This window comes from Luteimonas sp. A534 (genome assembly GCF_054072805.1).
In genome coordinates this window covers 657,983-672,491 of record NZ_JBSVRR010000002.1, presented here as the reverse complement: position 1 = coordinate 672,491, position 14,509 = coordinate 657,983, and the positions used below count along the sequence as shown (strand labels likewise).

Sequence of the window (14,509 nt, the reverse complement as noted above, 5' to 3'; positions counted from 1 at the left end):
GTGGGCGTGCGGTTACCCTTCGGGCTCACGGGAACAAGGTCGTCGCCACCGCGATGAGGCTCTGGATCGCCCTCTATGCCGTCGGCGCCGTGCAGGCGGCGATGCTCGCCGTCGCCTTGTGGCGCAGGCCTGCGAACGCACCGGCCAACCGGGTGCTGTCGGCCTGGCTGGCCATCGTCGCCGCCGACCTCGCGGTCAAGGCGCTGCACATGGCCTCACCCGGCGCCGGCTTCGCCCCCGCGTTCGGCGTCGCGCGGCTGTTACCGTTCGTGTACGCGCCGCTGTTCTTCGTCTACGTGCGTTCATTGACCGTAGGCCGTGCGCCTGGCGTCCGCGCGCTGGTCCACGGTGGATGGTTCCTGCTGGTGCTGTCCTGGGCGGCCTGGCGTTGGCTTTCGGGCGATCCGCTGCCGGTCGACGGCTCCTGGGACGCAGGCTGGTTCGATCCGCTGCTGTTCGGCGTGGCCTTCGCCTATCTCGCGGCGGCAGTGCTCGAGATACGCCGTTACCGTGCGTGGCTGCGCACGCGCCGCGCGGACGCCGACCGCCTGTCGTTGCGCTGGCTTGCCGTGATGGCGGGCTGCCAGTTCGCGATCTGGGGCATCGCCATGGCCCACTGGCAGCTGGGGCTGCCCTTCGTCGACTACCGCCTGATCTACGTCGCGGTCGCCGCCTGGGTGTGCGTGGTGGGCTGGTTCTCGCAGGGCCAGCCGCCGGTGGTGGTGGCGCAGGCGGATGACGCCGCGCCGGCTGGCCCCGACGCGCCGGCAGCGGATAGCGCGCTCGATGATCCCCGCTTCGACGCCGTGGAAGCGCGGCTGTCGGCGCTGATGTCCGAGCAGGCGATGTTCCGCGAACCCGCCCTCACCATCGCTCAGCTCGCGCGCCGCAGCGGCTATCCGGAATATTTGGTGTCGACGGTGATCAACCGCCGCTTTGGCGGCAACTTCTGGGACTACGTGAATCGCCATCGCATCGATGCAGTGCGGGCCTGCCTTGCAGACGCGAAGGATGCGCGCAGCATCCTCGAGATCGCCTACGACGCCGGATTCACCTCCAAGTCGACCTTCAACACCGCCTTCAAGCGGATCATCGGCGAAACGCCCAGCGGCTACCGGCGTCGCCAGGCGTCGCCGGCCGCGGCTCCGCCATCGCGCTGAGGCAGCGCGGACGCGGCGCGCGCAGCAGCCATGCACAGACCGACAGGTTGAACAGCCAGCTGGCCCAGGCGGCGGTGATGTAGACCGGCATGAAGGGCAGCTGCAGCATTCCGCCCCCGACCGCGAGGATCACCCGCAGGGTCACGGCCGCCGAGGTCAACGCGATGCTGTAGGCCATCCAGCGGCGGTGCCGCGCGAGCTCGCCCATGATCGCCAACCGGATGCCGTTGGCGGTCGTGCCCAACCACAGCACCGAGAGCAGGCTGAAGCCGATGCGGCTGGGCCACCCGCCCTGGGCGTGTTGTGCCAGCGACAGGCCGGAGACGCCGCCGACCAGGATGGCGAAGGCCGACAGCAGGCCGCCGATGCGGTGCAGGGCCGGCCAGCGCTGGCGGACCGCATCTGAGAGCTGCAGCGGTACGAGCAGCAGCGCCAGTCCCGCGCCGAAGAAGTGGGCGGGGACATCCCGGCCGGAGACCGCGAAGTTTTCCGCGAACGGATCGCCCTGCCGGAACGCCATGTACAGATAGGCAAAGGCGTAGGCCGCGGTGGCCACGCATGCGAGCGAGAACACGGCCAGCAGCGCGAGCCGTCCGGGCTGGCAGGGTCGTGGGCGCATGTCCTTCCTCCATCGGGATCGATGGCTGAAGGTGGCGGCGTGCGCCCCGGGTGTCGTCGCGGCCGGCGGAATCGAACGTCGCCGCGGCCGCCGGCACGTGCGGACCGGCGGATCCGGACGTCGCCTCAGGCCGCGGCGGCGTCGCCCGGCGGGTTCACCACTTGAACAGCACCAGGCTGATCGCCAGCACGGCCATGCCGCTGACCAGGCCGTAGACGGTCTCGTGGCCCTTCGAATAGCGCTTCGCGGCCGGCAGCAGTTCGTCCAGCGCCAGGAACACCATCACGCCCGCGATGATGCCGAACACGCTGCCGAACACCGCATCCGACATCCACGGCCGCAGCAGTGCGTAGCCGATGATCGCGCCGATCGGTTCGGCAAGCCCCGACAGCAGGCAGGCGCCGAAGGCATAGGCCTTGTTGTTGGTGGCGAAGTACACCGGCACCGCGATCGCGATGCCCTCGGGCACGTTGTGGATGGCGATGGCGAAGGCCAGCGGCATGCCCACGCCGGGGTTCTCCAGCGTGGCGAAGAAGGTGGCCAGGCCTTCGGGGAAGTTGTGCACGGTGATTGCCAGCGCGGTCAGCAGGCCGACGCGCTTGATGTAGGCGGCGTTGTGCTCGCGGTAGAACGGGTCGTCGGCCTCGAGGCGTTCGTGCGGGTTGGGGATCAGGCGGTCGATGAGCATGATCAGGCCGACGCCGCACAGGAAGGCCAGCGTGCCCAGGCTGAAGCCCATGCGGTCGCCGTAGCCCTGGCTGAAGGAGTGGATCGACTTGTTGAGGATCTCCGACAGCGACACGTAGACCATCGCGCCGCCGGCGAAGGCCAGGCCGAAGGCGAGCAGGCGCGCATTGGGTGTCTTCTGCGCGAACACCAGCAGGCCGCCGACGCCGGTGGCCAGCCCGGCCGCGGTGGTCACGGCCAGCGCCATGAGCAGGTTGGCGTTGGAAAACTCGATCATGTGCCGCTGTCCCCGCCCTTTCCGAAAATGATCCGCGCCGCGCGCTGGTAGCTCCAGTACGCCCAAGTCCAGTTGAACATCACCACCACGCGGTTGCGGAAGCCGATCAGGAAGAGGATGTGTACCAGCAACCAGAACCACCAGGCCAGCACGCCGGACAGTTTGAGGCGCCCGAAGTGGACCACGGCGGCCATGCGCCCGATGGTGGCGAGGTTGCCCCAGTCACGGTAGCCGAATGCGGGCGCGGCACGACAGCCGATGCGCGCGCGGATGGCAACCGCGACATGGCGGCCCATCTGCTTTGCGGCCGGCGCGACCCCGGGGACCGGCTGTCCATCGGCCCGGGTCATCGCGGCAAGGTCGCCGGCGATGAAGATCCGTGGCTGGCCCGGCACGCCAAGGTCGGGTTCGACCCGGACCCGCCCGGCGCGGTCCAGCGGCACGCCCAGTGACTGCGCCAACGGGGACGCCGCGACGCCTGCGGCCCAGAGGACCGTGCGCGACGGCATGAACCGGTCGCCCAGCCAATAGCCGCTGGCGTCGATGGCGGTGACCGGGGCGCCGGTGACCACCTCCACGCCCAGGCGCTCGAGCTGCCGTTGCGCACGCGCCGACAGGTCTTCGGGGAACGAGGCCAGCACCCGTGGACCCGCTTCGACCAGGCGCACCCGCGCGCTGGCCGGATCGATGTTGCGGAACTCGTCGCGCAGCGTGTGCCGCGCGATCTCGGCCAGGGTGCCGGCCAGCTCCACGCCCGTCGGGCCGCCGCCGATGATGGCGAAGTCGAGCCAGGCGGCCTGCTTCGCTGGATCGGATTCCGCTTCGGCGCGCTCGAAGGCGAGCAGCACGCGGCGACGGATGTCCAGCGCGTCCCCCAACGTCTTCAGGCCGGGCGCGTGCGCGGCCCACGCGTCGTTGCCGAAATAGGCGTGGGTGGCGCCGGCGGCCAGCAGCAGGTAGTCGTAGGCAAGGTGGCTGCCGTCGGCCAGGTGCACGCAGCGGGCCTGCGCATCGACCGTGGTCACGTCCGCGAGCCGGACTTCGACGTTGGGTTGCCGCCGCAGGATGTGGCGCAGCGGCGCGGCGATGTCGGGGGCCGACAGACCCGCGGTCGCCACCTGGTAGAGCAGGGGCTGGAACAGGTGGTGGTTGCTGCGGTCGACCAGGGTGATGCGCACGCGCTCGCGGGCCAGTGCACGCGTGGCCCAGAGGCCGGCGAAGCCACCGCCGACCACCACCACCCGTGGAAAGGACGAAGCATCCATTGCGCTATTGTGCTCGCAACGCGCCCGGTTCGGCGCACCGCCAGAGCCTACGCAATGCCCGATGACGAGAAACGCATCGCACTCCTGATCGACGCCGACAACGCGCCGGCGTCGAAGATCGAAGTGATCCTTGCCGAGATCGCGCGCCATGGCGTGGCCAACGTGCGCCGCGCCTATGGCAACTGGAAAAGCCAGCACCTGGTGGGTTGGGAAAAGTGCCTGCACACCTGGGCCATCCGCCCGATCCAGCAGTTCGCCTACACCAGCGGCAAGAATGCGTCGGACATGGCGATGGTGATCGATGCCATGGACCTGCTGTACGCGCGCAACCTCGACGGCTTCGCCATCGTGTCGTCGGATGCCGACTTCACGCCGCTGGTGATGCGCCTGCGCAACGACGGCGTGGCGGTGTACGGCTTCGGCCAGGAGAAGACGCCGGAGCCGTTCGTGCGCGCCTGCTCCACCTTCCTGTACCTGGAGAAGCTCGGCGAACCCGACGACGACAACGGTGACGCCAGCCCCGCGCCGTCGCCGGCGCAGCTGCAGCACGATGCCGACCTGGTGCGCCTGCTGCGCGGCGCGGTCGACGCCACCCAGGGCGAGGACGGTTGGTCGAAGCTGGGCGCGGTCGGCAGCCACGTCGGCAACCAGGGCTCGTTCGACTCGCGCAACCACGGCTACCGCAAACTGAGCGATCTGATCGAAGCGATCGGTCTGTTCGAAGTGCGCCGCCAGGGGCAGGTGATCGAGGTCCGCAACCGCAGCGCGCGCGGGCGCAAGCAGCCAGCGCCCAGCGCGACCCCGGCGCCCAAGGCGGCGAAAGCCATCGGCGCGGCCAAGGCCCCTAGGCCTCCCAAGACCCCACCCAAACCCTGACCCACCCGCCGGAACAGCCCCCCTTTCCTTGTGGGAGCGGCTATAGCCGCGATACCGACTCCGCAGGATGTTGGGGCAATCGCCGCTATAGCGGCCTCCCACATAAGATCTGCTCCCACAGGATCGGATCACGCCTCAATAGAGGTCGATGGGATCCACGTCCAGCGACCAGCGCACGCGCCGCGCCACCGGCAGCGCGTGCAGTCCAGCGATGACCGCATCGAGCACCACGTGCAGCGCCCGCCGCTCCGGCGATGACAGCACCAGTTGGACGCGGTGCATGCCCGCGCGCCGCGGCATCGGCGCCGGCACGGGGCCCGCGAGCATCAGCGCGCGTGACTGCGCCAGCGGCAATGCATCACGTGCCTGGCCGAACGCGGCGGCGGCGGCCTGCAGGAAGGCTTCGGGCAGTCCCGGCTTCTGCGCCTCGGCGCGCAGCATGGCCATGTGCGCGAACGGCGGGAACGCGGCGGCTTCGCGCTGGCCGAGTTCGGCGTCGGCGAAGGCGCGATAGCCGCCGTGCACCAACACCTCCAGCAGCGGATGCCCGGGATGGTGCGTCTGCAGCAGCACTTCGCCCGGACGCTCGGCGCGGCCCGCGCGCCCGGACACCTGCACCAGCAGCTGGGCGAGCTTCTCGCTGGCGCGGAAGTCGGCCGAGAACAGGCCTTCGTCGATGCCGACCACGCACACCAGCACCAGCTTCGGCAGGTCGTGTCCCTTGGCCAGCATCTGCGTGCCGACCAAAATGCCCGGCCCGTCATCGAGCTTCGCCAGTTCGCGCGCAAGGCCATCGCGGCGTCGCGTGCTGGCGCTGTCGATGCGCAGCACCGGCACATCGCCGAAGCGCGCGGCCAGCAGTTCCTCGATGCGCTCGGTGCCCACGCCCTGCGGCTGCAGCGCCAGGCTCGCGCAGTCGGGGCAGGCCATCGGCACCGGCCGCCGTGAGCCGCAGTGGTGGCACTGCAGGCGACGGCCGCCGGCGTGCACGGTCATCGGTGTCGCGCGCTCGGGTGCGCTGCAGCGTTGACAGGCGGCACCCCAGCCGCAGTCGTGGCACAGCAGCACCGGCGCGTAGCCGCGGCGGTTCTTGAACACCAGCACCTGGCCACCGCCGTCGAGCGCGCTGCGGATGCCCGCAAGCAGCTCTTCGGACAGCCCGGCCTGCAGTGGTCGCTTGCGCACATCGAGCACGCGCACCCGCGGTGGCTTCGCTTCGCCCGCACGCGTCCGCAGGCGCAGGTGCGCATGGCGGCCGGCGCGGGCGTTGTGCAGCGTCTCCAGCGACGGCGTGGCGCTGCCCAGCAGCACCGGGACGTCCAGCGCCTTGCCGCGCACCAGGGCGACGTCGCGGGCGTGGTAGCGGATGCCGTCCTGCTGCTTGTAGCTGCCGTCGTGCTCTTCGTCGACGACGATCAGGCCGGCATTGGGCAGCGGCGCGAACACCGCCGAGCGCGTGCCCACCACCACCTGCGCCTCGCCGCGCCAGGCGGCGGCCCAGGTGCGCGCGCGCTCGCCATCGTTGAGGCCGGAATGCAGCGCGTGTACGGGTACGCCCAGGCGCGTGCGGAAGCGGGCCAGCATCTGCGGCGTGAGCCCGATCTCGGGCACAAGCACCAGCGCCTGGCGGCCGTGGGCGAGGCAGCGTTCGATGATGGCCTGCAGGTAGACCTCGGTCTTGCCGCTGCCGGTCACGCCTTCCAGCAGCATCGGAGCGAAGCCGGCCGCCGCGCGCAGCGCCTCGAGCGCCGCGGCCTGTTCGTCCGTGGGCACGGGGCCGGGCTGCACGGGTACAGGCGATCCCGGTCCGTCCACCACCACGCGCTCGACCAGTCCGCGCTCTTCCAGGCTGCGCGCCGCCGTGCGCCAGCCATCGATCGCGTCGTCGAGCAGGTCGTCGGCCTGCGGTCCGCCACGCAGCGCCTCGGCCAGGCGCCGGGGGCGCCCGCCTGCGCGCAGTCCCTCGATCGCCGCCATGCCGGCGGCGGTGAGCGCGCGTCCCCAGGTGGCGGTGTCGGGCAGCGGCTCGCCGCGACGCAGCGCCGCCGGCAGGGCCGTGGCCAGCACCTCGCCCAGCGGCGCGTGCAGGTAGCGCGCCAGCCATCGGGACGTCGCCAGCAGCTCGCCGTGGATGAGCGGCTCCGGATCCAGCCAGGCCAGGGCGTCGCGCAGCGCCGGGGCGTCGTCGGCCACCGGCCCGACTGCGGCGACCACCCCCACGAGTTCGCGCGGGCCGAAGGGCACGCGTACGCGCCGGCCGACGTCGTCGGGCGAGGCTTCGCCGCCCTCCGGGGCGAGGTAGTCGAACAGGCGTGGCAGCGGCAGCGGCAGGGCGATGCGCAGGACATTTGCGGGCATCGCGGCAGTCTAGCGACTCGCTCGGCGGCCTTTGATGCCGGTTGCAGGCCATAGCTGCCTTGCAAACTACAATAAGGCTGCAAGTTGCGGACACATAAAGGAATTTTGTTTATCCACACAAGCTGTGGATAAGTCTGTGCATGGTGTCCGCGGGGCATGCCTGAAAGCGCATGGGAACAGCGTTCAGGCTGCGTTGGCGAAAAATTCACCATTCCTGCAAAGGTCAGTCGATTCAACAACTTGCCCGTGAAACATGGCGGTCCCGATGCTCCACGTGGGCGTGAAGGCTGGATCAATGACATTTGCGTGACTGCTGTGAACAACCTTTTGCAGTGCGGAATGCGCACTGAGGGCGTCCGGACCGCAAAGTGTGCGCCCCGTCAAGGGCGGCGGTCCCGGCGGGCGCGGCTATGATGGCGCCCTGCATGCGTCCGGCCCCATGACCCCACGACACCCGACAGAACCTGCCGAGGCCGCCGCGCCGACCGCCCTGGGCGCCTTCCTTCGCGGCGTCGAGCGCCGCGGCCTGGTGTTCGCGCGGCTGCTCGCGGGGTCCCGCGAGGCCGGTGACGACGCCCTGGCCTGGGCGCTGCAGCGCTTCGCCGACGAGGCCGGCAAGACCGCATTCGGTGAATGGCCGCGCCGCTTCTGGTCGCTGCTGTTGGCCGCGCCGAGCCTGCGGCTCACGCCCGCGGCGCCAGGCTGGGAGCCGGGGTTCGAATGGCTGTCGCGGATCGGCCACGGCCCGCGGGCCGCGCTGCTGCTGCGCCTGGTCGCGGGGCTGGCGGAATCCGATGCCGCGAGCGTCCTCGGCATCGCGCGGCCCACGTACCGCCTTGGCCTGCAGCGTGCGCTGCCGCACCGCGCCGACGGCAGCGCCGACGTCGACGCCTGGCACGCGCTTGGCCGGGCGGCGCAGGACATGCAACGTGCGCTGCCGCCGGGCTCCCTGGCGCTGTCCCTGCGGGCCGAAGGTGGCGTGGACGGCGCCGCGGCCACGCCCCCCGCGCGGCGTGGGCCGTTGGGACGCGGCGTCCGGGCCGCCTTGTGGCTGGTGGCCTTGGCCACCCTCGGCGGCCTGGTCGCCACCTTCGTTGCCATCGACCGCCTGCCCGCCGGCCTGGACGCGGCGCCCGGCCACATCCTGTCCGAACCGCTGCCCATGGCCGAGCCGCCGGCCGGTCGCTATGCGGATGAGGACGCGCTGACCCTGCATCCCGACCTCGGCCTGCTGCTGGACGCCGACGACCAGGAGGCCGCGGCGGCGGACCCCGCATTCCACGCCTGGCTGGTGGCGGAAAGCGAAGCCGAGGCGCGGGCCGAAGCCGAAGCCGTGTCCGCCAGCCCCACGACCACGTCCGTCCCCGCCGCTGCGCGTCCCGAGCCCCGGCCCCAGCCGGCCGGCGACCGGCTTGCCGCGCTCGAACCTGCAGCCCGCGCGCGGCTGGCACAGCGGCGCGACCAGTGGGACGCGCTGCCGCATGCCGAGCGTGGCGAACGCCGTGAGCGCTGGCTGGCCTGGAACGACTTTTCCGCCGCGGAGCGCGCGCAGCTGCGGGACGTCGCTGCCGCCTTCGCGCTTCGCAGCGCCGACGAGCGCGCCGCGCTGCGCGCCCGCTTCGACGCCATGGATGCCAGCGATCGCCACGGTTGGCTGCTCGGCCCCGATCTCGGCGCCGACTATCCGCGGCTGCACCCCCTGATCGCCCAGGTGCCGCTGGACGCACGCACGGCGCTGCTCGAGGCCCTGCGCGGGCTCGAGCCCCAGGCCCGTGACGACCTCGCCGTGTTGGCCGCGCGTACCGCTCCGCAGGCGCGCGCGGAACTCCGCATCGAGCTGCTGGCCACGCCCGCCGCGCAGCGAGCGCGCTGGCTGCGACGCACCGTAGCGCCCGTCCAGTAAACCAATGGCCACCCAAACCGAACCACTCCCCTTGGGCGGCGAAGTCCGCGCCACGGCGGTGCTTGCCACCCCGTTGGTGTTCGGCCACCTCGCCACCGGCATGATCGGTTTCGTCGACAGCGTGATCGCCGGGCGCCACGGCACCACCACGCTGGCCGCGGTGTCGGTGGGCACGGCCATGTTCTGGCTGCCGATGATGATCCCGATGGGCACGCTGATGGCGCTGCCGCCGTCGGTGTCCCAGCTTGCCGGCGCCGGCCGCCGCGGCGAGATCGCACCGCTGTTCCGGCAGTCGCTGTGGCTGGCGCTGGGCCTGGGCCTGCTGCTGTTCGCGCTCCTGAGCCTTGCGCCGATGGTCCTGGCACCGATGGGCATCGCCGAAGGCATCCGCCCGGGCGCGCGCGACTTCCTGCACGGCATCCGCTGGGGCGTACCTGCGCTGACGCTGTACTACGCCATGCGCTATCTGAGCGACGGCCTGCACTGGACGCTGCCGACCATGCTGCTCGGCTTCGGCGGACTGCTGCTGCTGGTGCCGCTGGGCTGGGCCTTCGCCTTCGGCCGCTTCGGCCTGCCCGAGATGGGTGCCGGAGGCTTGGGCCTGGCCTCGTCGCTGATGATGTGGGCGCAGGCGATCGCCTTCGCGATCTACCTGTCGCGTGCGAAGCGCTTCGCGTCGCTGGGCCTGTTCGCGCGCTTCGACCCGCCGCGGTGGGCATCGATCCGCGATCTGTTGCGCACCGGCCTGCCGATCGGGGTCACGGTGGCGATGGAAGGCGGGCTGTTCGTGGTCACGGCGCTGCTGATCGGCCGCCTGGGCCAGATCGAGGCCGCGGCCCACCAGGTGGCGATCAACGTCGCCAGCCTGTGCTTCATGATTCCGTTCGGCGTGGCGGAGGCCACTACGGTCCGCGTGGGCCATGCGCTGGGCGCCGGTGCCGGGCGCGAGGGCGTGCGCCGGGCCATGGTCGCCGGGCTGGCGCTGGTGCTGTGCACCCAGGCGCTGTCGGCGCTGGTGCTGGTGGCCGGCCACGGCGTGATCGCGTCGATCTACACCACCGACCAGGCGGTGGCGGCGCTTGCGGGATCGCTGCTGCTGTTCGCGGCGGTGTTCCAGTTCCCCGATGGCGTCCAGGTGCTGTCGGCCGGCGCGCTGCGCGGACTCAAGGATACGCGGGTGCCGATGCTGCTGGCCGCGTTCGCGTACTGGGGCGTGGGCATGGCCCTGGGCGCCACCCTGGGGCTGGGCATGGGCATGGGGCCGCGCGGCATGTGGATCGGCCTGATCGCCGGACTTTCGGTCGCGGCGGTGCTGATGGCCTGGCGCTTCCTGCGCACGTCCGGGCGGCTGCCCCGAACGGGGCAGTGACCAAAGGCGGGTGACTCGGGCGGCCGGCAGCGGTGATACTGCCGGCAACGCATCACACTTCTGCGAGCTGCCTCCATGTCCGACCCGCAAGACACCCCCCGGCGCCGCCGCGGTCCCATCGCCCGCGTGCTGGTTGGCGCCTGGGACTCCGTCAACTTCGCCCGCCGCCTGGTGTTCAACCTGCTGTTCCTGCTGGTCGTGGCGGTGGTGCTGATCGCGCTGTTCAGCGCCGAGCGCGCCAAGCCGGTGCTGGACCGCACGACGCTGGTGATCGCGCCGGAAGGCGCCCTGGTTGAGCAGTTCAGCGTCGACCCGGTCAGCCGTGCGATCGCCAAGATCACCGGCAGCGACACGCCCGAAGTGCGCCTGCGCGACCTGCTGCGCGTGATCGAGAAGGCCGCCGAAGACGACCGCATCGAACGCGTGCTGCTGCGCACCGACCGCATGGCGTTCTCCGGCTACGCATCGATGCGCGAGCTTGGCGACGCCATCGGCACGCTGCGCGAGGCGGGCAAGGAAGTGATTGCCTATGGCGACTACTTCGGCCAGGCCCAGTACCTGCTGGCCGCGCATGCCGACGAGGTCTACATGGATCCCTACGGCGGCCTGGTGCTCGAGGGCCTCGGCCGCTATCGCCAGTACTACCGCGAGGGCCTGCAGGACAAGCTCGGCGTCGACATCCACCTGTTCAAGGTCGGCGAGTTCAAGTCCGCGGCCGAGCCCTATGTGCTCGACCAGGCCTCGCCCGAGGCCAAGGAAGCCGACCTGTACTGGATGAACGACATCTGGCAGCGCTTCCTGGGTGACATCGCCAAGGCGCGCGGGCTCGATGCCGCGACCCTGGCCGCGAACGTGGACGCCTTGCCCGATGGCGTCACTGCCGCCGGCGGCGACCTCGCGAAGCTGGCCGTGGACCAGAAGCTGGTCGACGGCCTGAAGACGCTGGAAGAAGTGCAGCAGCTGCTGGCCGAGCGCGGTGAAGCCGACGAAGACAGCGACAGCGGCGTGCGCGACATCGCCTACGACGCCTACCTCAAGCACGTCACCAGCCCGATGGCCGCCGCCGACGCACGTCCGCAGGTCGCGGTGGTCGTGGCCGAAGGCGCGATCATGGGCGGCAAGCAGAACCCGGGCAGCGTCGGCGGCGAGTCGACCTCGGCCCTGCTGCGCGCCGCGCGCGACGACGAAGCGGTCAAGGCCGTGGTGCTGCGCGTGGACTCGCCGGGCGGCGAAGTCTTCGCCTCCGAGCAGATCCGCCGCGAGGTGGTGGCGCTGCAGGCCGCCGGCAAGCCGGTGGTGGTGTCGATGGGTGACCTGGCCGCATCCGGCGGCTACTGGATCAGCATGGACGCCGACGCGATCTACGCCGACCCGTCGACGATCACCGGCTCCATCGGCATCTTCGGCATGTTCCCGACCATCCCGCGCACGCTGGAGAAGATCGGCGTGCGCACCGACGGCGTCGGCACCACGCGCTTCGCCGGTGCCTTCGATCCCACGCGTCCGCTGCAGCCCGAGGTGGGCACGGTGATCCAGAGCGTGATCGACAAGGGCTACCGCGATTTCACCGGCAAGGTGGCGACTGCGCGCGGTCGCAGTGTCGAAGAGATCGACCTCGTGGCCCGCGGCCGCGTGTGGAGCGGCGCGCAGGCGAAGGAGCGCGGCCTGGTGGACGAGTTCGGCGGCCTGCGCGACGCGCTTGCCAACGCCGCATCGCGCGCCGAGCTGGGCGAGGACGACAGCTGGGGCGTGAAGTACATCGAAAAGCAGCTCACCCCGTTCGAGAACTTCGTGGCCGGCATGGCCGAGAGCCGCGTCGGCGCCGCGATGCTGGCGCGCAGCGATGTTGCCCAGGGTCTGCTGCTCAAGGCCGTGCCCGGCGTTGCCGGCGACCTGCGCTTCATCGAACAGGCGCTCGCACGCGGCGGCCACCCGGTGAAGGCCGTCGCCCACTGCTTCTGCATGCCGTGAGCAGCATGGACCGGTCGCGCTGGAGCCTGGACGGACAGCTGGCCCTGGTCACCGGCGGCAGCGCCGGCATTGGCCGCGCGATCGCCGCCGAGCTGCTCGGCTTCGGCGCGCGCGTGCTGATCGCCGCGCGCGACGGCAATGCGCTCGAAGCTGCGCGCGAAGAGCTGCTCGAGCTGCATCCCGAAGGTGACGTCCGCGCGCTGATCGCCGATGTCGCCGACGACGAACAGCGCCGCGAACTGCTGGACTGGGTCGAAGACCAGGGCGAAGGCCTCAACATCCTGGTCAACAACGCCGGCGGCAACCTCAGCAAGCCATCCATCGACTACACCGAGGACGAATGGCGCGAAGTCTTCGAGGTCAACCTGTTCAGCGCCTTCGAGCTCAGCCGCTACGCCTATCCGCTGCTGACCCAGCACGCTGCCAGCAGCATCGTGAACGTGGGCAGCGTGTCCGGCGCCACCCACGTGCGCACCGGCGCGCCCTATGGCATGAGCAAGGCCGCGCTGCACCAGATGACCCGCAACCTCGCCTGCGAATGGGCCGAGGACGGCGTGCGCGTGAACTGCGTCGCGCCCTGGTACATCCGCACCCGCCGCACCTCGCCGTCGCTGGCCGATCCGGATTACCTGGATGACGTGCTGCTGCGCACGCCCATGGGGCGCATCGGCGAACCGGAAGAAGTCGCCGCCGCGGTGGCGTTCCTGTGCCTGCCTGCGGCGGGCTATGTCACCGGCGAATGCATCGCCGTGGATGGCGGGTTCCTGCGCTACGGGTTCTGAGGCTGCGGGCTGGAAATCCCCCGCGTGGGGATCGACGGACTACCATGCGCGCACCTTACCGCCCGGCTGAAGCAATGCCCGCCCCGATCACGCCTGCCTACCTCGACGACGACCAGATCGAGCGTCTTGCCGCGCTGCTGGAACAGCGCGCCGTCCCGTTCAAGGGATTCAACCTGGAGGCGCTGGACGGCTTTCTGTCCGCGCTGGTGGTGGGGCCGTCGCTGGTGCCGCCCAGCGAGTGGCAGCCCGTGGTCTGGGGCGGCAAGCCGCTGCGCTGGGACACGGAGGACGAAGCCGCGCAGGTACAGGCCCTGCTGATGGGCCACTGGAACATGTGCAGCGCGCGCGTGCGCCATGACGGCGACAACCTGCCCGACCACCTGTCGCCGCTGATGTGGCTGCCCGAAGACCCGGAGCTGACCGGCGAAGAGGCCCTGCGCGAGGACGAACTCGACGTCGGCCACGACTGGGCGCTGGGCTTCTTCGCCGCCGTCGGCCTGCGCGAGCAGGAGTGGGACCGGTGGCTGGACGACAACGAGTGGATGGATGACATCTTCAACCTGTTCGACCGCCTGGTCACCGGCGAAGTCATGGACGCCGGGGATCCCACCGCAGCGGCGACCCCGATCAGCTACCGCGAGCGCCTGGAGATCATCGTCGGCCTGCCGGGGATGCTGGCCGACCTCAACCACCACCGCGTGGAAGCACTGACCCCGCGTGATCCGATCCGCCGCGAAGCGGCACCGGAGCGCAACGGGCCGTGCCCGTGCGGCAGCGGCAGGAAGTACAAGAAGTGCTGCGGCAAGCCAGACGGCGCGGCGGACGCCTGAATCCCGCCGCGCCCATCCGCCGTCTTCAGTCCACGTCCCCGTCCCGGTACAGCCACCGCCCGTCCACGCGTTCGAACCGGCTGAGCTCCCGCATCCGGACCGCCGGCGCGCCGCCCAGCCTGTAGCGGGCGACAAACGCCACCACCGCAGTGCCGTCGCCGGCATCGGCGTGGCGCTTCACGTCCAGGCCGAGCCACTTCAGGCCGGGCGTGTCGTCCAGGTTCAGTGCGACGGGCCGCGTATCCGGGTGCCAGGTGGCGAGCAGGTAGTCACGCAGGCCGAGCACGTAGGCGCTGTAGCGCGAGCGCATCAGGGCTTCGGCGCTCGCGGCCGGCGCGCCTTCGTGCAGCGGCTGGCAGCAGGCGGCGTAGGTGGAGAGCGGGTTGCAGGGGCAGGGTTGGTGCATGGCGGG

Annotated in this window: 12 protein-coding genes; 7 read left to right on the top strand and 5 right to left on the bottom strand. The window is 71.0% G+C overall.

Going from position 1 to position 14,509, the window contains the following annotated elements:
• Positions 1 to 53 precede the first annotated feature (53 nt).
• The gene (locus tag ACW5F0_RS07820) at positions 54 to 1,160 is read left to right on the top strand and encodes a helix-turn-helix domain-containing protein (protein WP_456999460.1); all 1,107 of its coding nucleotides are present in this window, start codon (positions 54 to 56) and stop codon (positions 1,158 to 1,160) included.
• Here the strand turns inward: ACW5F0_RS07820 and ACW5F0_RS07815 are convergent.
• From ACW5F0_RS07815 to ACW5F0_RS07805, 3 genes are all read right to left on the bottom strand, one after another.
• The gene (locus ACW5F0_RS07815) at positions 1,090 to 1,779 is read right to left on the bottom strand and encodes a DUF2306 domain-containing protein (protein ID WP_456999459.1); all 690 of its coding nucleotides are present in this window, start codon (positions 1,777 to 1,779) and stop codon (positions 1,090 to 1,092) included. The two genes, ACW5F0_RS07820 and ACW5F0_RS07815, sit on opposite strands and share 71 nt — an antisense overlap.
• 154 nt (positions 1,780 to 1,933) lie before the next feature.
• Positions 1,934 to 2,743, bottom strand: coding sequence for a zinc transporter ZupT (gene zupT / locus ACW5F0_RS07810; RefSeq protein ID WP_456965499.1), 810 nt, complete (start codon positions 2,741 to 2,743; stop codon positions 1,934 to 1,936).
• A complete protein-coding gene (locus ACW5F0_RS07805; RefSeq protein ID WP_456965500.1) occupies positions 2,740 to 4,008 on the bottom strand; it encodes an NAD(P)/FAD-dependent oxidoreductase in 1,269 nt (422 codons plus the stop codon). Before ACW5F0_RS07805 ends, zupT begins: the two co-directional genes overlap by 4 nt.
• 54 nt (positions 4,009 to 4,062) lie before the next feature.
• Between ACW5F0_RS07805 and ACW5F0_RS07800 the strand changes: the two genes are divergently transcribed.
• A complete protein-coding gene (locus ACW5F0_RS07800) occupies positions 4,063 to 4,884 on the top strand; it encodes an NYN domain-containing protein (RefSeq protein WP_456965501.1) in 822 nt (273 codons plus the stop codon).
• Positions 4,885 to 5,019: 135 nt separating this feature from the next.
• Here the strand turns inward: ACW5F0_RS07800 and ACW5F0_RS07795 are convergent, their stop codons facing one another.
• Positions 5,020 to 7,242 carry a primosomal protein N' gene (locus ACW5F0_RS07795; RefSeq protein ID WP_456999458.1) on the bottom strand — a complete coding sequence of 741 codons (2,223 nt, stop codon included), beginning with the start codon at positions 7,240 to 7,242 and terminating at the stop codon, positions 5,020 to 5,022.
• A gap of 439 nt (positions 7,243 to 7,681) precedes the next feature.
• Between ACW5F0_RS07795 and ACW5F0_RS07790 the strand changes: the two genes are divergently transcribed.
• The 5 genes from ACW5F0_RS07790 to ACW5F0_RS07770 all read left to right on the top strand — a co-directional run bounded on the left by ACW5F0_RS07790 (position 7,682) and on the right by ACW5F0_RS07770 (position 14,097).
• On the top strand, positions 7,682 to 9,145 hold the full coding sequence (locus ACW5F0_RS07790) for a DUF3106 domain-containing protein (RefSeq protein ID WP_456965503.1): 1,464 nt from the start codon (positions 7,682 to 7,684) through the stop codon (positions 9,143 to 9,145).
• Positions 9,146 to 9,149: 4 nt separating this feature from the next.
• A complete protein-coding gene (locus ACW5F0_RS07785) occupies positions 9,150 to 10,514 on the top strand; it encodes an MATE family efflux transporter (RefSeq protein WP_456999456.1) in 1,365 nt (454 codons plus the stop codon).
• Positions 10,515 to 10,589: 75 nt separating this feature from the next.
• Positions 10,590 to 12,485, top strand: a complete 1,896-nt coding sequence (gene sppA, locus ACW5F0_RS07780) for a signal peptide peptidase SppA (protein WP_456965505.1) — start codon at positions 10,590 to 10,592, stop codon at positions 12,483 to 12,485.
• 5 nt (positions 12,486 to 12,490) lie between these two features.
• Complete coding sequence (locus tag ACW5F0_RS07775; RefSeq protein ID WP_456965506.1) at positions 12,491 to 13,267, top strand: SDR family oxidoreductase; 777 nt, start codon at positions 12,491 to 12,493, stop codon at positions 13,265 to 13,267.
• Positions 13,268 to 13,341: 74 nt separating this feature from the next.
• Complete coding sequence (locus tag ACW5F0_RS07770; RefSeq protein WP_456965507.1) at positions 13,342 to 14,097, top strand: UPF0149 family protein; 756 nt, start codon at positions 13,342 to 13,344, stop codon at positions 14,095 to 14,097.
• Between the two features lie 25 nt (positions 14,098 to 14,122).
• On the opposite strand, the gene ACW5F0_RS07765 is transcribed toward ACW5F0_RS07770, so the two are convergent.
• The gene (locus tag ACW5F0_RS07765; RefSeq protein WP_456965508.1) at positions 14,123 to 14,503 is read right to left on the bottom strand and encodes a YchJ family protein; all 381 of its coding nucleotides are present in this window, start codon (positions 14,501 to 14,503) and stop codon (positions 14,123 to 14,125) included.
• Positions 14,504 to 14,509 lie beyond the last annotated feature (6 nt).